The organism is Paenibacillus andongensis (genome assembly GCF_025369935.1).
GTDB lineage: Bacteria > Bacillota > Bacilli > Paenibacillales > NBRC-103111 > Paenibacillus_E > Paenibacillus_E andongensis.
In genome coordinates, this window is the sequence record NZ_CP104467.1 from 6,570,970 (window position 1) to 6,589,384 (window position 18,415).

Below are 18,415 nucleotides of genomic sequence, written 5' to 3' on the forward strand. Positions count from 1 at the left end.
TTTCATTATTGCTCTTCAATAGCCGTCATTTGGACTTTTTCTTTGTCTCTTAATTGATTAGGATTGGATTTAACGACCAAATCCCCTTCTTTGACACCAGAAAGCACTTCTTGATTAGGTTCATTTAGCCTGCCAAGCTGTACGCTGCGCTTCTCGACAATATCGCCCGATAGTACGAATACGAAGGCATCATCACCCTCTTTAACGATACTATACGTTGGCACTGTGGGAACGATTTGATCCTTCTCCTCTGTCATTTGAATCCTTAGCTTCATACCAGGCTTCAACGTCAAATCTTTGTTAGGCACTTCCAGGTTGATTTCATAAGCTTTCGTTTGTGGGTCGATCACTTTGGAAAGATAACTAATTTTCCCTTTATACATCGTCTTTGTTCCTGCTATATAGTAGGACAGCTCTGTCTTGCCACCTAAGTGTCTCGTTTCTTCTTCCGATAGCTGTGCTTTAATTTTAATCGGATCCAGTCTCTGAATGACACCGATCATAGCACCCGGCTGCAAGCTCATCCAGCCCTCTAACGGCATCTCCGATAACAGGCCGCTCACAGGGGCTTTTACTTCAAGATTTTTCATGGATTGATCTACCTGTTGCAAGGTTACTCGAGCATTTTTGAGCTGATCTTCCAATTCGGAAGTAGCATCAATCGGTTCCAAAATGCTAAGTTTATGCTTGAGCTGATCCAGATCCATGCGGGCATTCATCATTTGATTTTCCATCTGATACAGCTGGGCTTTCGTAACCAGACCGACATCATAGTCGTTCTTCATTTTATTGTAATTCCGCAGCAAGCTCGTCATGCCTAACTCCATTTTTTGAATGTTGTTACTCATCTCCAGCTTCTGGCTTTCCATTTCTTTTTTTGCTCTAATTTTTGCCTTTTCTATGGCTTCCTGAGCCGTTTTGACAGCAGTATCGGCTGCTTCTCGCTGGGCTGTAATCTCACTTGACTTCAGTTTGACGATTACGTCTCCTTCTTGCACCATATCTCCGCGCTTTTTCAAGATTTGATCAACGTCCCCAGCCATCTTAGCTACCACGTCGAATTGAACGGAGGATTGAACTTCAGCCGCTCGCTCAAGCGGATCTCCAATTTTTTGATTGATGACCTTAAATACTTTCACATTTTTTAATGCCTGTTCCTGAGATAAGGAATTAGCATCCGGATTTAACGGGGCTGTATCTGAGCATCCAGCCAGAATTCCAATGCTCAGCGTCAAGATGCAGGCGGTTCTCACGACTCGCCGATGCGGCTTTCGTCTTTTTTGTCTCATTAGCTATAAACTCGCTCCCCTTACTACAATTTTTCACAGACAAAGATTACAGATAAGTTTCCGCATGATGGTCTTTTATTTCGTTCATAACCACCCCAATCAGCTTGGCTTTCGCTAGCATAAGTTCCTCTTTCACCTTCTTGGCTGCGCCGCGCTTCACCTTGCCATATTCCACAATGAGAAGCACCCCATCGCACTTAGTTGCCATTATTTTGGCGTCGGTTAGCGTTAAGACCGAGGCTGTATCCACGATCACCATGTCGTATTTCGCTCTTAATTCGGCCAAGAGGTTATCCATAGATTTCGATGCCAATAAACCGGACGGATTCTGTTGTACAGGTCCTGAGGTCAAAATAGACAGATTTTCAATGACTGTTTCCCGAATGATCCCTTCCAATGCGTTCTGATTAACCAAATAATTCGTCAATCCAATCCCATTATCTTCACCAAATGCAAGGTGGATAGCAGGATTGCGCAGATCCGCATCGAGCAGAATCACTTTCTTTCCGATCTGTGCATATGCCACTGCCAAATTAATGGCTGTCGTCGTTTTCCCTTCGCCTCGGCCAGATGAAGTGATCGTAATCGTCTTCGCCTCTCGTCCGAAGACGGAGCATTCGATATTAAATCTTAAAGAACGATAAGCTTCTGAGGTGGAGGAATCCGGATGAATTTGCATCATAATCGTCGAATTATTGGATGGTTTTGGCATATGACGGTTCCCCTGCTTTTTTTCTAGATTTATTTTTTTGCTTGGTTCGCAATGCTTTGTTTTTCACTTTTGGTATGTACCCTAATGTCGATACTTCAAATACCTGACGAATGTCTTCATCTGTTTTTAACGTGTCGTCTAATGCATCTAGCAGGAAGGTAAGACCGATCATTACAGCTAAAGAGGCTACAAAGCTCAAAATGAGATATTGATTTGATTTTTGGTTGATGGGTGCGGGATTGTCCTGTACTTTTGCTCTATTTAAAATGGTTACATTATCCACTTTCATAATCTTGGGGATTTCAGTTTGGAAGACATCCGAAACGGCATTCGCGATTTTCACTGCCCTTTCATGGGAGAAGTATCTTGCACCGATCGTCATGACTTGCGTTTCATTTAAATTTGATACATTTACGATGGAGATGAGTTGATCGGAGGACAAATTTAAATCGGGGTAACGTTGAACAACTTTATCCATAATAGCTGGGGTTCTGATGATTTCTTTGTAGGTATTCATGAGCGCAATATTAACGCCGATTGCTCCATAATCGATCTGTTCTCTACCTAGTTGGTCCTGTTCAACCGTCTTGTTCACGATCAACTTGGTCGAAGCTTGGTAAATAGGCTGATAATTAGATGAGGTATACATAGCTGTTAGAATCGTTGTCACCAGTACGACTAATACGATGAGCCACAAGCGCTTCTTTATAATCAGTAAATATTCTTTAAAATTGATCTCCATGATTCCCCTCCGTAGGACGTCTACTTTTGCATTTGGTAGAAAACAACGCATCCTTTGATACTATTTGTATCATGATTATAGTACTACTTTAAGATACTTTTTGTATCATGTCAATACAATATTTGCTGTTTAGGTTCCAAATTGTATCAGATAAAGTACTCATAAAAAAAGAGAAGAATTCCTGATTCAGGAGTCTTCTCTTGGGGCTTTAACTCATCCCTATTGTCGTTATTCTACTTGATTCATTCGTTCGGCTTGAAAGGGTTAGAGCCTGCTGCAGGAGCATCGCGAGCAGCTTTCGCATCGAGCCTATACCAATTTTGCTCATAATATTCGCCAGGTGTATTTTCACAGTTTTCTCACTGATGTAACAACTTTCAGCAATCTCACGGTTGGTGTATCCATGGGTAACAAGTAAAGACAGAATTTCCGATTCACGCTGCGTAAGGCCGTAATTCGCAAAAAACTGATGAAAAACCAGCTCCGGTTCCTTGCTTAGCTCCACATTTACGTAACTTTCATGTACCGTAATCAACCTATTTGTCATCCGATAACTTCCTTTATATATGTCTAATGGATTGCCAAACGATCTCTCATATAACAACTTCACTTATATGGATATGTCTTTCTCGACTTAGGTCTAGAAATGTCTCCTCAATCTTTACTAGCGGGTTCGTATCATCCGTTGGATTAATATAAACGACCTCGCCAGAGCGGCCATCGGTTAGCTTCACGGTCCTGCCGATCAAATTATTAATCAGATTGGTAAGAAATACAGAGACAATGTTGGGATCCAATTCTCCGAAAAACCCTTTTCTCATCCGACTTACTACCTCGTAAAAGGGCATCATTTCGTGATAAGGCCGCTTCGAGGACATCGCGTGAAAGACATCGGCAACAGCAACAATTCGGCTCATTCGATCCAACTGGCTATCCTTTAATTGCAAGGGGTATCCAGTGCCATCAGCCCGTTCATGATGTTGTAAGGCAACTAGAGCCACTCTGTAGTTAATCCCAACCGTTTCTTTAAGCATGTTATAGCCTAAAATCGTGTGTCGCTTTATTTCATCGTATTCTTCGGTGGTTAATTTTCCCGGCTTCAACAGAATCTCTTGCGAAATCTTGATCTTACCCACATCATGCATCGTAGCTGCCAGCGATAATAACGCCACTTCATTGTCAGCCCAATTTAGCCATTTGCCAATCAACGTTGAGAGTATGCCTACACCAATATTGTGCTGATGCGTGTACTCATCTTTCGCTTTGACAGCCTGAAATAATTGAAATAAATCAGGGTTCTCAGCAGCCTGCAAAACGATAGGAATCAACTCATTCTTGATTTCCAGCAGCGGAATCTTCTTCTGCGATTGAATTCGCTCGAATAAGTCCTTGGCATATTGAGAAGCTTTTTGGACAAGGAGTTCGGAAGAATCTGGTGGGGATACAGAATCAAGCCTATGCTCATGCATGGTTGTCGTTATGATACCCATAAAATCAATGCGATGCTGCCGAAACAAATCTAAATGCTCTTGATTGAGAACCGATTGACTTGGTACTAAAACAAGTCCATGGCTTGTTGTCACATCGTATTTCAACATCTTACCCAATAGTTCTCTCAATAAAGCTCGCTCCAATTATTTCAAAATATAACCAATTTCAATTATATACGACAAAAACAGTGCAATCTATGGGTCAAAATCCCATATTTTATTGGAAGATGTAGGATAAATAACCTATTCCATTCCTAGAAACAATCAAAAGTAGGACTATTGATCGACTTATTATGTTCAATTGACGCTATATCCACATCGTGACATCCGTCTACTCTGCTGCATATAGTAAGTATCGACTAATCCGCTTTTACCTAAGGAGGAAACTACGCAATGGCTTCAGACAACAAACAAGAAGAACTTCGTGAATTCGAAACTGAATTTTTACAGCCTGAATCTACGGAACAATCCTATCCTGCTTCATATCCGCAACCTGTTCCTTATCCGTATGGCTATGCTGTACCGCAAGCTTATGCTTGGGTACCTGCTTACGATCCACGCAGCTTTGGCGGCTTGTTCGGACTTCCGGGTGGGATGCCTGGGATGCCTGGCTTCCCGGGAACTGGCATGTCTCCTGGATTTCCCGGGCAGTCTGGCTTTCCCATGCAGCCAGGATTCCCTGGGCAACCTGGATTCCCTGGGCAGCCTGGCTTTCCTGGGCAACCCGGCTTTCCTGGGCAGCCTGGCTTTCCTGGGCAACCCGGCTTCCCTGGGCAACAGCAAGGAGAAGGGCAGGCCCCTACATCCGCACCTCCGGCTTATACACCACAGAAGCCGTTTAAAGCGGAAGGTGTCTCCGCTTATGCCGTAGACCCTGGAGCTATTCGCCGGTGCTTGTTTAATTTCACTTATGTCTGGCTCAGCAACGGTCAACAATTCTGGTATTTCCCTACATTTGTAGGACGCAATTCGATCGCAGGCTTCCGTTGGACTGGATTCTTTTGGACGTACTTCGGTATCGATCTGCGCTTCATTGACTCATTTACTTGTTAAAATAAATGCGATAAGAAGGGCTGTTATTCTCACAATGAACGGTGACCCGAAAGATGAACACTTTGAAAAAAGTGTCCTCTCTCGGGTCCTTTTTTACGGTTATAATCACTGAAAGTTGAGGATTACACGTGGGAAAAAGTTGGAGTAGGGGAGGGGTTGCAAAATAGCCTTTAGGCATGTGAATTGTTGTAGATTTTAATAGATTTTACAACATTGGTATCCCCTAAAGCCGATCTACCCTCATCGCCAAGGGGTAACAGCCTTCCTCTTTTCAACCTTCCTGCCAAGCAAACCGGTATCCGATCCCAGGCTCCGTAAGGATATACTTCGGTCTTGTCGGATCTTCTTCAATCTTTTTCCTCAGATGACCGACATACACTCTCAGGTATTGGCTGTCTGATTCATACTGCTGGCCGCCCCAAACTTGTTTGAGCAGTTGTTTATGAGTCATCACTCGTCCGGTATTCAGGGCGAGCACTTTTAACAAATCGTATTCCGTTGGTGTTAATTTGAGTTTCTCATTCTTTAGCTCTACACTACGTTGAGATAAATCAATAACTAAATGTCCCAGCTTCAACACCGGTTCATCTTGCGTTTTGGCGATATGACGTAAGGCAACTCGCATACGAGCCATAAATTCGCCCATGCCAAACGGCTTCGTTACATAATCGTCGGCGCCGCGATCCAAGGCCGCAACTTTATCTTGTTCCTGGTCTTGAGCCGTAAGAATAATGATCGGCACCTGCGACCACTCGCGGATATGCGCCAGCACTTCCATGCCCGTCATATCAGGCAATCCTAGATCTAAGACAATTAAATCAGGGCGCACCATTGTGGCCTGCAGCATGCCTTCCTGACCGGTGGAAGCTTCAGCTGCTTCAAAACCGTGTGCGTTTAAAGTGACACGCAACAACTTTCGTATTTGTGGTTCATCATCAATGATTAAGATTTTCGCCCCTGTGGTTGTCATTCCCATCCCCATCTTTCTCAGCGAATTGTAAAGGCAAGCTTATCCGAATAGCCGTTCCTCGATTCCCATTATTCATAGCTGCAATGTGACCGCCATGTGCTTCCACAATGCTTTTGCAGATCGCAAGCCCTAGCCCTGTTCCTGGGATATGTTTGGTTAAATGGCCCCTATAAAATTTCTCAAACACCCGCTCCAAATCAGCTGAAGCAATGCCTGCGCCCTCATCCTTGATGATTAATTCAAGCATGTCTTGGTTGTGATCCGCTTCAATCACAATTTCACTTCCATCAGGCGAATACTTAATGGCATTACTAATGACATTAATCAATACCTGTTCAATAAGAACTTCGTCTAAAGGTACCGACGGAAGATCTGCCGCAAGACATATGTTTACTTTTCTGTGCAGCAAAGCGTCGTTCAATTGTGTAAGTGCAACTCCTACAATATCCTCTATCCCGCACCACTGTTTATTTAAACGCAGCATACCGCTCTCAATCCGAACCATGCCCAGTAAATTACCTACCAACCGGTTCATCCGGGTAGCTCCCTCACGAGTCGTTAATAATAACTCGCGTCGATCTTCAGGACCGAAGACGTCTTCCCCTTCCAGAAGTCCAGTAACTGAACCTATGATGGTGGCCAGAGGCGTTCGCAATTCATGTGATAGCGAGTCCAGCAGCGCGGTACGCAGCTTCTCCGATTCAGCCGTCAATTGCGCCACCTTAGCTTCATTCGCTAATTTAACGCGAGAGATCGCAACGGCTACAAGATCGGAGAGCGCTTCGATGATCCGAATAAGTTCCGGCATCTCTGACAAATGTCTATCGCCCACATGAACAGTAAGCACGCCATGGACCTGCTGATCCGTAGCTAAAGGGACATGCAGATCCGATGATTCCCCCAATGTAAGAGTCCCTCGACCCGCGATGGAATTATGTTTATTCACCCATGCGGCAATAGATAGATGGGATTCATCACTAGCCCAATCTACGCTATCCTTGGAGTAGGCTTCCAACTGCTGTTCACCCAACTGGTTCGGTAAAATGATAGCAGCCTTAGCATCAAGCGTATCAGAAACATGCTGAACAATCTGATTCAGTAGTGCATCTAAGTCTGAAATGGCGGTAATCTTACGACTTAAAGCGTACAGAGCAGCCGTACCTGCTTCTCTTTGTTGGGCTTGATGGATTTGACTCCGCAGTTTAGAAGCCAAGTTCGATGTAAGGGCAGCAACAGATAAAAAAACAAAGAAGGAGATCAAATACCGCAAATCTAGAACCGTCATACTAAAAACGGGCGGCACAAAAAAGAAATCAAACGCCAATATCCCCATTCCCGCAGCAAAAAAGGAGGGGCCCCTTCCCCATCTTACAGCACTAAAAAGAACAGGAAATAAATAGAGAAGTGCAATATTAACTAAATCCAAAAAAAGACCAAAAACTCTTAGTAATATGGTCGATACTGTAATATAAATAGCAATAACGAAGTAAGATCTCCAACTGCCAAATTCATTTATTTTATTCACCATGTCATCATTTTACCCTATTTCCCGAAGTTTGCCACGTCTCATAGTCAGCAACAATCAGTACATCCATTGTACTAGCAAGCGGCACAAGCTTTTTGACAATAGCGTCTTTCCACACAATGATCTGAGTGGCTCCAGCCTCACTTGCTTTGGAAGCAAACTCATGCGGGATTTGGTTTCTGTTAGCCACCTCTTGAAACGAAAACTCGCCTCCGAGCCTAATGGTCAGCTTCTCTAATGACTCTAGCTTCATCTTCCACTCCTCTGCGCTTCCCACCGCAATAAAGCTTACATGCCAAGTTGCTTTAAGCCGATGCGCAATCCGAAAGCCGCGGCGAATTAAGCGATCGGCTTGTGAGATTTCCGTGACACACACGTAAATCACTTCTTTTCTGCGCCATGGGCCACGAAGTGAGCTCTTGCGCTCCATAGATTCTAGACGTTCATCTACATCATCAGCGATTTCGCGCAGCGCAAGTTCCCGTAAAGCGATCAGATTTCCCGTTTTAAAGAAATTGTTCAACGCTTGATCCACCTTGACCATCGCATAAATTTTTCCATCTCTCATGCGAAGCTGTAAGGCACCAGGGGCAACATCGATCAACTGCACTTCGTCCGCCATGCGAAGAATACTATCTGGCACAGTTTCCCTAACCCGAATACCCGTAATTTGTTCCACGGCATCATTTAAGCTTTCCAGGTGCTGCACATTAACTGTAGCAATGACCGATATACCCGCTTCCAAAATTTCCAGCAAATCTTCATACCGTTTTTTATACTTACTGCTGGGTACATTCGAATGGGCTAATTCATCTACCAAAACCACTTCAGGTCTAAGACGTATGATACCTTCTGTATTCATTTCCTCCAGCTTTACACCTTGATACTGGATTTCTGCCCGCGGTATGATGTCAAGTTCCCCAATCTGTGCGATTGTCTCTTTTCTTCCATGGGTTTCGAGCAAGCCAATCTTCACATCAATCCCTTTTTTGAGCAGATCGTTGCCTTCCCGCAGCATGGTATACGTTTTACCGACACCTGGGGCAGCTCCAATATAGACTTTAAATCTACCTCGCTTGATTTTTTCAATTTTCGCTTCTACTTCTTGTTTGCTCAATCGTTTATATTTGTAAGGTTCCTTCAAAGAGTGGATATGAGCTGGCAGAATGCGTTCACCCTCCTGAGAAGCACGATCAGCAATCAAGAACACATCGATATTTGTCGTTCTTTTTAACACGCCATTGATGACGGAGCCTTGTAAAAGAGTTTGCCATTTGGTTTGCTTAGAATGTCCTAATACAATGCGTGTTACATGATGAGCTATCGCATAGTCGACCAATATTTGAGGGATGCAGCGACGGTTGCCAAAGGGCAGTTCCTCAAATTTGCCGCCTACTTTTTGGACAAGCTTCATAATCGCCCTGCGAAAAGTAGCCGCTTCTTTGGTGAGCGGCTTATTGAAATTACGCAGCGTGACCACATGAAGATCACCATTCAATCGCTTAGCGATCTGTTGTCCTCTGCGTACATAAATCGAACCGTTCCAATGATACTGCGTTGTTACAAGGATGCGCTCGGTCGCACCAGATGGACCCAGAATCCCCATTTGTTCGCGATGTTCTTCCAGAGAATCGTTAACGTCCTCGGCAACAAGACGAAGTGCCAGTTCTCGCAGCACGCCTAAATTACCGCGTTTGAATAACGCTGTATCCTTATTCCCCTTTAAATGGCCTTCTCCCAATCGACTTAATATTGTTTCCGGCGTGGCATCGATTAATCGAACTTCATCAGCAAGCTCCAACGTATCTGAGGGAACGCAGTGCCCTACTTCAATGCCTGTTAGTTTATGTGCAACCTCCATCGCCTCTTCCAGCTCATATACATTCACCGTGGTAATCACACTAATGTCATTTGAAAGTAAAAATTTAATATCGTCTAACCGCGACGGAAACCGTGCGCCTGCTCGATTACAATGAGCTAATCCGTCTACAAGGACGACCTCCGGATTTCTTTCGATTAACGCATCCAAATTAAGATCTTTTTGTTCTACACCGTCTTTGATCCAATGAATGCTCGGGACCCTTTCCAGATCCCCCAATTGTTCGACGGTTTCCGGTCTTTGGAGCGTCGATACGGCGCAAATGACCACATCGATCCCTTGCTGCTTGAGGTTTTGCCCTTCCCGAAGCATGTGATAGGTTTTACCTGATCCACTGACTGCGCCGATATATATTTTAAAACTGCCGCGGTGCAGTTTAGAGATGGAATATAGGATTTCTTCCGGTGTTTTTCTTTTGAAACCATCCAAATGGCAACATTCTCCCTTCTCCCTAAAATGGGCAGAAACCACTCCCCTTATCATCGAGAGTGGTTGCCTGCTTACTTCACAACTTCACTTGCTTAAGCAGTTCCATATTTAATTCCGTCACATTGACTCTGGGCTCACCGAAAACTCCAAGTTGGCGCGTTTTTGTAAGCCGATCAATAAGACCACTCAGACCTTCCTCGGAAATCCCTGTTTCCTTGCTAATTCTCGGCACTTGGGCTTTAGCCCCTTCCGGTGATAAATCCGGATCGAAACCGGAACCAGAGACTGTGACTAAGTCTGCCGGAATTTCCGTTAGATTAGGGTTTTCTCGCTTCAAAGCGTCGATCTTCTCTGCCATAGCCGCAGCATAATCACTTGAAGCCACCGTCGTATTGGAGCCTAATGATGCAGTCGGATCATACTTGGCTGCAGATTCTCTAGGATGGAAGAGCTTCGGGGACTCGAAATTTTGAGCCAGCAGCTCCGATCCAACCACGATACCGCCCGATTCTATGAGACTTCCATTCGCTTGTTTAGGGAATAACACTTGAGCAACACCTGTAGTTACGAGAGGATAGATGAGCCCACAGACGATCATCAACAATAAAGACACCCGAACAGCTATAAAAACCGATTTCATAACGCTATCTCCTCGTTTCTCTTTCTCTTTAAACGATATTTAATCCGTGAAGCACCATATCAATGATTTTAATCCCAATGAAAGGCACGATCACACCGCCTAAACCATAGAGCAGAATATTACGTGACAACAATTTATCTGCTGACATTGCCCGGTACTTAACACCCTTCATAGCAATGGGGATGAGGAGCGGGATGATAATTGCATTGAATATGAGCGCTGATAAAATAGCCGATTCCGGCGAAGCCAGATTCATAATATTCAAGGCCTGCAGCTGCGGCATAGCTAGAATAAACATCGCAGGAATAATCGCGAAATATTTGGCAATGTCGTTTGCGATGGAAAACGTAGTTAAAGCTCCGCGAGTGATCAGCAGCTGTTTACCGATGGAGATGACAGAAAGCAGCTTGGTCGGATCGGAATCCAGATCGATCATGTTGGCGGCTTCTTTCGCAGCCATCGTGCCTGAATTCATCGCCAAACCTACATCGGCTTGCGCAAGCGCAGGAGCGTCATTCGTTCCGTCGCCTGTCATGGCTACGAGTTTACCTTCTTGCTGCTCTTTTTTGATCGCGGCAATTTTATCTTCCGGCTTCGCCTCAGCAATAAACTCGTCTACACCGGCCTCAAGTGCGATCGTTGCAGCTGTAAGAGGGTTATCACCAGTACACATGACCGTTTTGATGCCCATGGCGCGAAGTTCAGCAAACCGTTCCTTCAAGCCCGGTTTTACCGTATCCTTCAGGTAAATGACCCCATAGATCCGCTCGTTAACCGCGACTGCCAGCGGAGTTCCACCAGCTTTGGCAATTCGGTTTGTGATCGCTTCTAGATCACTAGGAATTTTCCCGCCCATAGCTGCTACATATTTCTTAATCGCGTCGACAGCACCCTTGCGGACTTGTTTACCATCAGCTAAATTAAGTCCCGACATCCGTGTTTCGGCGGTAAACTCCACCATTTCTGCACCTTGATAGCTATCTGCTTGCCACGTCTCCCCAAGCTTGTTCGCAAGCTCCACAATGGAGCGTCCCTCAGGAGTTTCGTCTTTCACCGATGCTTGTAAGGCTGTAAAAGTGATGTCTTTAGCAGTTACGCCAGTCACGGGAACAAATTCCGCAGCCATCCGATTCCCGAATGTGATCGTCCCCGTTTTATCTAGGATCATCGTATCGATGTCGCCAGCAGCTTCCACCGCTTTACCCGACATAGCAAGCACGTTGTACTGCGTCACACGGTCCATACCTGCGATACCGATAGCTGACAAGAGACCGCCGATTGTTGTCGGAATGAGACAGACAAGCAAGGCAATCAACGTGGAAATCTCCAATTTCACATCCAAATACTTCGCCATAGGCACCATGGTTACAATGACGATTAAGAAGATCAAAGTCAGTACGGCAAGCAGCGTCGTTAAGGCAATTTCATTCGGCGTTTTCTGCCGTTTGGCGCCTTCCACGAGTGCGATCATGCGATCCAAGAACGATTCACCGGGATCCGTCGTCACTTTGACAACGATATAGTCCGAAGCGACTCGTGTTCCACCTGTTACGGATGAGAAGTCACCTCCTGCTTCCTTAATAACCGGAGCGGATTCGCCGGTAATGGCGGATTCATCAATCGATGCCAAACCTTCAATAATTTCACCGTCTGATGGGATGATCTCCCCGATTTCAATGCGGACTACATCTCCCTTACGGAGAGAAGTCGAAGACACTTCCTTATAAGAACCATCTTTTTGAACCAAGCGAGCCTTCGTATCGGATTTCGTCTTCCGCAGGGAATCCGCCTGCGCCTTGCCCCGACCTTCCGCCAAAGCTTCCGCGAAGTTCGCGAAAAGCAAGGTGAAAAGCAAGATCAAAAACACCGCGACATTGTAACCCCGCCCTACTTCTGAAGTACCAAATAGATCGGGCGCGAGCGAAAGCAGAAGCGTAATGACCGTGCCGATTTCAACCACAAACATGACCGGATTTTTGATCATCGCCCAAGGATTTAATTTTTTAAACGAATCAACGATAGCTTGATTCATCATTTCTTTTGTCATTGTTTTTTTACGTTCCGCAGCCATATAAATACTTCCTTTCTCCCTCGTTTATCCTTTAACGCGCAGCCAAATGTTCAGCAATCGGCCCCAATGCCAGCGCCGGGAAGAACGTTAGAGCACCAATAACTAGAATAATCATGATTAAAATCCCCATAAATAAGGGTGTATTCGTGCGCAATGTACCTGTCGTAACAGGAACTACACGCTTGGTAGCAAGTGAACCTGCAATAGCCAACATAGCGATGATTGAAATGTAGCGGCCAAACAGCATGACCATACCGATACCCAAGTTGTAAAAGTTCGTATTGGCTGTTAATCCACCAAAAGAAGAGCCATTATTGGCAGCACCTGATGTGAAAGCATACAGCACTTCAGACAACCCATGCATCTCCTGATTGGCTATCGAGGTAATGGATTCTGGACGAATAAGTGCCCAAGCTGTCGGTGCCAGAATAATGAGCGGATGGATCAGAATGGCGATTGCCGCCAACTTCACTTCTTTGCCTTCAATCTTTTTACCTAAAAACTCAGGCGTACGGCCCACCATCAGCCCACAAATGAAAACAGACAAGATTAGGTAAAGCAACCCGTTTAACAAGCCTACCCCTTTACCCCCGAACACATTGTTCAACATCATTTCTGCAAATGGGGCGATGCTTCCGAGTGGAGTAAGCGACTCATGCATCGAGTTTACGCTGCCTGTTGTTGCAGCTGTGGTTACGGCTGTAAATAGGGCAGTCTCAGACAACCCAAACCTTACTTCTTTGCCTTCCATGTTGCCATGTACGCCCATCGCATCAATCGCCGTTATACCGCGATACTCGGCGTAGAATACCGTTGACAACATCACGATAAAAATGATCCCCATTGCAGCAAAGATCGTCCAGCCTTGTTTCTTGTTCTTAATCATTAATCCAAATGCGTAAACCAGCGATGTAGGCAGCAGCATCATACAAATAATATGAATCAAGTTAGACACCGGGGTCGGATTTTCATAAGGATGCGCGGCATTCGTACCGAACCACCCACCACCGTTAGTACCTATATGCTTAATAGATTCGAGCGAAGCCACTAACCCACGAGTAACCGTTTGCCCGGCTCCTTCAATGGTTGTAGCCTGTACGGCTCCCAGCAAAGTTTGCGGAATACCTTGAAAAACTAAGACTAAAGCAACAATAAAGCTAAGCGGCAGAAACACCCTAGTAATCGCTCTTGTAATATCCACGTAGAAGTTACCGAGATTATCTTGACGTCCAATTAAACCGCGAATAAAGGCAACCACCACTGCAAATCCAGTTGCAGCCGATGTAAACATCGGGAACGTTATTGCCACCATTTGTGAGAAATAGGACAATGTATTTTCACCGCTGTACGCTTGCCAGTTCGTATTTGTAATAAAAGAAATAGCGGTATTAAAAGCTAAAGCCGGTGGCATATTACCGATGCTGTCTGGATTTAGAGGCAAGTATTTTTGAAGTCGAAATATCGCATAAATCAAGAGCATCATAACCAAATTCAGTAATAATACGGCTCCTACATACTTTTTCCAGCCCATCGCTTCCCCTTCTTTGACACCCATCAAACGATAGAATGCACGCTCAATAGGACCAAAAACACGATCAAGGCGGCTCTTTTCATGTCCAAACACTTTAACCAAATAACTACCCACAGGCTTCACCAAAAGCATAATAATACCCAGTGTGATGATGACCTGTAACAATCCCATACCCATAGTAGGTTCTCCCCCTGCTTACATAAGCTCATATTCTATGCTTAAAATTTCTCTGGTTTCACTAGAACAAAACCGAGATATACCATAATGGCAAATGCAATTATTCCAATAACAATCATATGTTTGCCTCCTAAAAGGATTGGTCAATAACCTCGTTTCGGTACATGAGCTCACGCTTTTTCACAATATTTCACAAATCCCCAAAACACTACAAATGATACTGCGATTAATAAAACCATCGTCACATCGTTGTACATAACACACCTCCTTGAAGTCAGACAGAACCAATTGCTCCCTGGAACAGTGTAACGCCGAACCGTATAAAAAGGGGGTAAAGAATCTATAGCATCTGTATAAAAAAAGCATAAAAATTGATTGGCTCAGAATGAGATATACGCCCCAGTAGAATGCTCAAATAAATAACTGGATACATAATAGATTCACTCTCCTCCAAATTTTGAACAGCAAAAAGAAGCCTAAGAGCAGAGAATCTCTACTATCGGGCTTCTTAGCAGCGTTAATAAACATGCTGTGAAAAGTGTAAACCCAATCTTTCGTGCATAGGCAGGGAAGCAGGTTCCAAGCGCTGTTGCAGGTTCCTTTGTAAGGGACTATTGCTGCTCGCCGGTGCACAAGTAGCTTTTGCCTGTAGCGGCTGAATCCCCTTAGGGCTTCACCAACGTTCGAGGAGAACAATTACTCAACGGCTCAAAATTACTGCGAATGTGCAGAGATTTTTGCTAAAATCGTTTAAAAAAAGGAAAAGCCTGCTATTCTGCAGGAATTTTATCTTTTCCATCCTGAAATTAAAAAAAGACCGTAAAAGCCTGCACTATTGCAGGAATGTACAAACAGGAGCTATTCGAAGAAAAAAAGCATGTACAATTGCAGGTATTTACGACAGCCACAGTTACTTCTTCTCATTAAGCTCGCTCAAACCCAAAACATACAAATCTCAAGAAAAACCATCCTACGCCGTTCTTGAATGAGTGTCTATTAAGACATAATCTTCAAGATTATTCGTAGGTCTATGGAGACAGCAGCCTTACATGAATGTAAGGCCACCTTTTTATTTTTTCAAATGATAAGGTACTGTCGTTACGATAAGATCCCTTCTGTAGAGCAGGAAAGCTTTAATAAGTAAGCTGGATTGATTATGGAGAATATGCTGCCAGCTTTTCTTTGGAATGAACTGCGGGATTAAGACAGTTACCCGATAATTGGATTCAGCCGCTTTATGCTCGACTGTATCAATAAATTTCGTCAATGGTTGAACAATGCTCCGATAATGGGAATGTAAAGTCACCAGCCTTATATCGGGTTGCCACGTATTCCATTTCTCCTCAAATTGTTTCTCGGCGTCTCTTTCGAAAGCCACATAAACGGCGATGATCTGATCGGGCGAAAGGGATTTGGCATAATTCAAAGAGTTCTCTACCACATGTGTAATACCCGCAACAGGCACAATCATCACATTTCCTTCAATAGGAATCGCTGGTTCACAAGTTGTTATTCGTAATTGTTCGCCAACGGCCTCGTAATGTTTCTTGATTTGATGAAAAATAAAAACAATCAGAGGCAAAAAGACAAGTACGGACCACACCTGCCCAAACTTGGTAATGAAGAAAATCATCATGACCGTAAAACTCATGAAAGCTCCAACTAAATTAATCGTTAATTTAACAATCCAGCCTTTCGGTTTCTCACGGATCCATTTCATCAGCATCCCCGTCTGTGCTAAGGTAAATGGAATGAACACTCCGACCGCATACAGAGGGATTAAATGCTCCGTTTTTCCTTTGAAAAGAATGATTAACAGGATTGATGTAACCGCAAGAAAAATGATCCCGTTGGAATACCCTAGTCGATCTCCTCTAATCGTAAACATCCTTGCTATAAATTTATCCTTGGCCAGATTAACAGCCAGTAAGGGGAAAGCGGAATATCCCGTATTCGCAGCTAGAACAAGAATCATAGCTGTTGTGCCTTGAATGATGTAATACATAAAATTTCTACCGAACGTTTCCGCAGCAATTTGCGAGACAACCGTTTCCTTTTCTTTGGGAGAAATCCCATAGTAATACGCTAGATATACGACTCCCGCAAATAAAAGGGCAAGTAATAAACCCATCGCCATCAATGTTTTGGAAGCATTTTTTGGAGCTGGATCTTCGAAGTTTGGAATGGCATTAGATATAGCTTCAACCCCTGTTAAAGCAGAACTCCCCGATGAGAAGGCTCTCAGTAATAAAAACAAGGAAATACCAGCAACAGGCGTGCCAATTGGAGCATGCAGTTCAGCTGAGACATTCCCCGTTACGATATGGTATAATCCGACACCAATTAAGATAAACAAAGCCAGAACAAATAGATACACAGGATAAGCTAAAATAGAAGCCGACTCCGTTATACCCCTGAGATTTAAAATCGTAATGAAAATAACAAGTAGGACGGCAATAATCACATTATAAGGATGTAAGTGCGGAAAGGCAGAAGTAATGGCATCCGTACCAGCCGAAATACTTACCGCCACCGTTAGTATGTAATCAACTAAAAGGGATCCTCCTGCAAATAAACCCGCGTTCATCCCGAGATTTTCCTTCGATACGACATAAGCCCCGCCGCCATGCGGATAGGCATATATGATTTGTTGATACGACAATATAAGTGCTACTAGAAGAAACAGAACACCTATTGCGATAGGGATTGTGTACCAAAAAGCTGCCGCACTTACGGTAATCAAAACGATTAGAATCTGCTCAGGCCCATAAGCAACTGATGATAAAGCATCGGAAGATAGGATAGCCAAAGCTTTCTTTTTATTAAGCTTTTGTTCCCCAAGTTCGTTTGACTTTAACGGCTGACCGATAAGAAATCGTTTAATTACAGATAACATGTTATCACCCGCCATGTTTTTTTAAGTTCATTTCATTTTACCCAATTGTGTGAAAAAAGAATCATACATATCGGATATCGATAATCCAATTTGATTCCTAATGCATTGCATTTCGTTGCATAAAACATACAATATTGCTGACAAAAGTAGTGCTTTTTCATCAAAGGATTCGACAAGACTCAAATTGAATAACTATCGTACTATACTTAGAAAGGTTGTGGCTTCAGTGTACTCACACGAAGATTTAATCTCCATTCGACTCGCGATCATGCTCTTTGTGGTTCCAATACTGGGCGTCGCATCACTTTATTTGATTAGTTAAAAAACATACCAGGAGCTCCTATGGGATGCGTTCTTAGCCCATCACTTAACAGACTGGACCATTTGACAGACTACAGAGCATAGCGCTCACATGAAAGGTTGTGCAGTCATGAAATGGATGATCTGGAGGTTCAAACCGAAGTCAGTGAATGTAACAGGGTACATCCGGTTTCACGGCACTTGGTATGTAATACATGAGTAACTTATTACCAAAAGACGATACCAAGAAGTAACACCATAGTAAGCCCTTCGGGGCTTTTTTAATTTGCGATTAAAACAAAAAACGACCCACTGCCATTAATGGCGTTGGATCGTTATTCTCCTGAATATATCTGACATCCGATAGCTGTTCTCAATAAGGGGGATTTATAAAGCTGTACCACCATGTTTCAAACATCCTGTTACAAAACAAAAAAACCCTCAACTAGTAAGGGTTTCAGGCTTGTAAAACTGGGATGCGGTCGGAGGGATTTGAACCCTCACGCCTTGTGAGCGCCACCCCCTCAAGATGGTGTGTCTGCCGTTCCACCACGACCGCGAGGTATGAAAGTAAAGATGACCCGTAGGGGACTCGAACCCCTGTTACCTCCGTGAAAGGGAGGTGTCTTAACCACTTGACCAACGGGCCACGAATGTCTGTAAGCTTATGCAGCCCATTTTGACGACATTTGTAATTATAATAGATTCTGT

14 protein-coding genes and 2 tRNA genes are annotated in these 18,415 nt (G+C 44.0%); 1 reads left to right on the forward strand and 15 read right to left on the reverse strand.

The window, feature by feature from the left end:
* Nucleotides 1–5: 5 nt before the first annotated feature.
* The 5 genes from NYR53_RS29395 to NYR53_RS29415 form a co-directional block, all read right to left on the reverse strand.
* Nucleotides 6–1,289: an efflux RND transporter periplasmic adaptor subunit gene (locus tag NYR53_RS29395; RefSeq protein ID WP_261302597.1), complete on the reverse strand. Its 1,284-nt coding sequence runs from the start codon at nt 1,287–1,289 to the stop codon at nt 6–8.
* A gap of 46 nt (nt 1,290–1,335) precedes the next feature.
* Nucleotides 1,336–2,001 carry a CpsD/CapB family tyrosine-protein kinase gene (locus NYR53_RS29400; RefSeq protein ID WP_261302598.1) on the reverse strand — a complete coding sequence of 222 codons (666 nt, stop codon included), beginning with the start codon at nt 1,999–2,001 and terminating at the stop codon, nt 1,336–1,338.
* The gene (locus tag NYR53_RS29405; RefSeq protein ID WP_261302599.1) at nt 1,982–2,743 is read right to left on the reverse strand and encodes a YveK family protein; all 762 of its coding nucleotides are present in this window, start codon (nt 2,741–2,743) and stop codon (nt 1,982–1,984) included. Before NYR53_RS29405 ends, NYR53_RS29400 begins: the two co-directional genes overlap by 20 nt.
* Before the next feature lie 208 nt (nt 2,744–2,951).
* Nucleotides 2,952–3,290 carry a response regulator transcription factor gene (locus NYR53_RS29410; protein ID WP_261302600.1) on the reverse strand — a complete coding sequence of 113 codons (339 nt, stop codon included), beginning with the start codon at nt 3,288–3,290 and terminating at the stop codon, nt 2,952–2,954.
* A 46-nt stretch (nt 3,291–3,336) separates the two neighbouring features.
* Nucleotides 3,337–4,362 carry an HD-GYP domain-containing protein gene (locus NYR53_RS29415; RefSeq protein ID WP_261302601.1) on the reverse strand — a complete coding sequence of 342 codons (1,026 nt, stop codon included), beginning with the start codon at nt 4,360–4,362 and terminating at the stop codon, nt 3,337–3,339.
* A gap of 498 nt (nt 4,363–4,860) precedes the next feature.
* On the opposite strand from NYR53_RS29415, the gene NYR53_RS29420 reads away from it, so the two are divergent.
* Entirely contained in the window at nt 4,861–5,286 is a 426-nt protein-coding gene (locus NYR53_RS29420; protein ID WP_261306567.1) for a collagen-like triple helix repeat-containing protein, read from the forward strand.
* Between the two features lie 271 nt (nt 5,287–5,557).
* Here NYR53_RS29420 and NYR53_RS29425 read toward each other — a convergent pair whose 3' ends face one another.
* The 10 genes from NYR53_RS29425 to NYR53_RS29465 form a co-directional block, all read right to left on the reverse strand.
* Nucleotides 5,558–6,256 (reverse strand): response regulator, encoded by a 699-nt coding sequence (locus NYR53_RS29425; protein ID WP_261302602.1) that lies wholly within the window; start codon nt 6,254–6,256, stop codon nt 5,558–5,560.
* Complete coding sequence (locus tag NYR53_RS29430; protein ID WP_261302603.1) at nt 6,222–7,784, reverse strand: ATP-binding protein; 1,563 nt, start codon at nt 7,782–7,784, stop codon at nt 6,222–6,224. The genes NYR53_RS29425 and NYR53_RS29430 overlap by 35 nt, the downstream gene beginning before the upstream one ends.
* Nucleotides 7,785–7,788: 4 nt before the next feature.
* On the reverse strand, nt 7,789–10,089 hold the full coding sequence (locus tag NYR53_RS29435; protein ID WP_261302604.1) for a histidine kinase: 2,301 nt from the start codon (nt 10,087–10,089) through the stop codon (nt 7,789–7,791).
* A gap of 76 nt (nt 10,090–10,165) precedes the next feature.
* The gene (gene kdpC, locus NYR53_RS29440; RefSeq protein ID WP_261302605.1) at nt 10,166–10,729 is read right to left on the reverse strand and encodes a potassium-transporting ATPase subunit KdpC; all 564 of its coding nucleotides are present in this window, start codon (nt 10,727–10,729) and stop codon (nt 10,166–10,168) included.
* A 28-nt stretch (nt 10,730–10,757) separates the two neighbouring features.
* Nucleotides 10,758–12,800, reverse strand: coding sequence for a potassium-transporting ATPase subunit KdpB (gene kdpB, locus NYR53_RS29445; RefSeq protein ID WP_261302606.1), 2,043 nt, complete (start codon nt 12,798–12,800; stop codon nt 10,758–10,760).
* A gap of 31 nt (nt 12,801–12,831) precedes the next feature.
* Nucleotides 12,832–14,502 carry a potassium-transporting ATPase subunit KdpA gene (gene kdpA / locus NYR53_RS29450; RefSeq protein WP_261306568.1) on the reverse strand — a complete coding sequence of 557 codons (1,671 nt, stop codon included), beginning with the start codon at nt 14,500–14,502 and terminating at the stop codon, nt 12,832–12,834.
* 47 nt (nt 14,503–14,549) lie between these two features.
* Entirely contained in the window at nt 14,550–14,627 is a 78-nt protein-coding gene (locus NYR53_RS34555; protein ID WP_367618681.1) for a potassium-transporting ATPase subunit F, read from the reverse strand.
* Between the two features lie 950 nt (nt 14,628–15,577).
* Nucleotides 15,578–17,404, reverse strand: a complete 1,827-nt coding sequence (locus NYR53_RS29455) for an APC family permease (protein ID WP_261302607.1) — start codon at nt 17,402–17,404, stop codon at nt 15,578–15,580.
* Nucleotides 17,405–18,181: 777 nt separating this feature from the next.
* Nucleotides 18,182–18,263, reverse strand: a tRNA-Leu gene (locus tag NYR53_RS29460).
* A gap of 18 nt (nt 18,264–18,281) precedes the next feature.
* Nucleotides 18,282–18,353: transfer RNA gene (locus NYR53_RS29465), tRNA-Glu, on the reverse strand.
* Between the last annotated feature and the right edge of the window lie 62 nt (nt 18,354–18,415).

Excerpts from the sequence above, each read along its gene's own strand:
- NYR53_RS29395 (WP_261302597.1), bottom strand. The coding sequence starts at position 1,289 with ATGAGACAAAAAAGACGAAAGCCGCATCGGCGAGTCGTGAGAACCGCC.
- NYR53_RS29400 (WP_261302598.1), bottom strand. The coding sequence starts at position 2,001 with ATGCCAAAACCATCCAATAATTCGACGATTATGATGCAAATTCATCCG.
- NYR53_RS29405 (WP_261302599.1), bottom strand. The coding sequence starts at position 2,743 with ATGGAGATCAATTTTAAAGAATATTTACTGATTATAAAGAAGCGCTTG.
- NYR53_RS29410 (WP_261302600.1), bottom strand. The coding sequence starts at position 3,290 with ATGACAAATAGGTTGATTACGGTACATGAAAGTTACGTAAATGTGGAG.
- NYR53_RS29420 (WP_261306567.1), top strand. The coding sequence starts at position 4,861 with ATGTCTCCTGGATTTCCCGGGCAGTCTGGCTTTCCCATGCAGCCAGGA.
- NYR53_RS29425 (WP_261302602.1), bottom strand. The coding sequence starts at position 6,256 with ATGACAACCACAGGGGCGAAAATCTTAATCATTGATGATGAACCACAA.
- NYR53_RS29430 (WP_261302603.1), bottom strand. The coding sequence starts at position 7,784 with ATGGTGAATAAAATAAATGAATTTGGCAGTTGGAGATCTTACTTCGTT.
- kdpC (WP_261302605.1), bottom strand. The coding sequence starts at position 10,729 with ATGAAATCGGTTTTTATAGCTGTTCGGGTGTCTTTATTGTTGATGATC.
- kdpB (WP_261302606.1), bottom strand. The coding sequence starts at position 12,800 with ATGGCTGCGGAACGTAAAAAAACAATGACAAAAGAAATGATGAATCAA.
- kdpA (WP_261306568.1), bottom strand. The coding sequence starts at position 14,502 with ATGGGATTGTTACAGGTCATCATCACACTGGGTATTATTATGCTTTTG.
- NYR53_RS34555 (WP_367618681.1), bottom strand. The coding sequence starts at position 14,627 with ATGATTGTTATTGGAATAATTGCATTTGCCATTATGGTATATCTCGGT.
- NYR53_RS29455 (WP_261302607.1), bottom strand. The coding sequence starts at position 17,404 with ATGTTATCTGTAATTAAACGATTTCTTATCGGTCAGCCGTTAAAGTCA.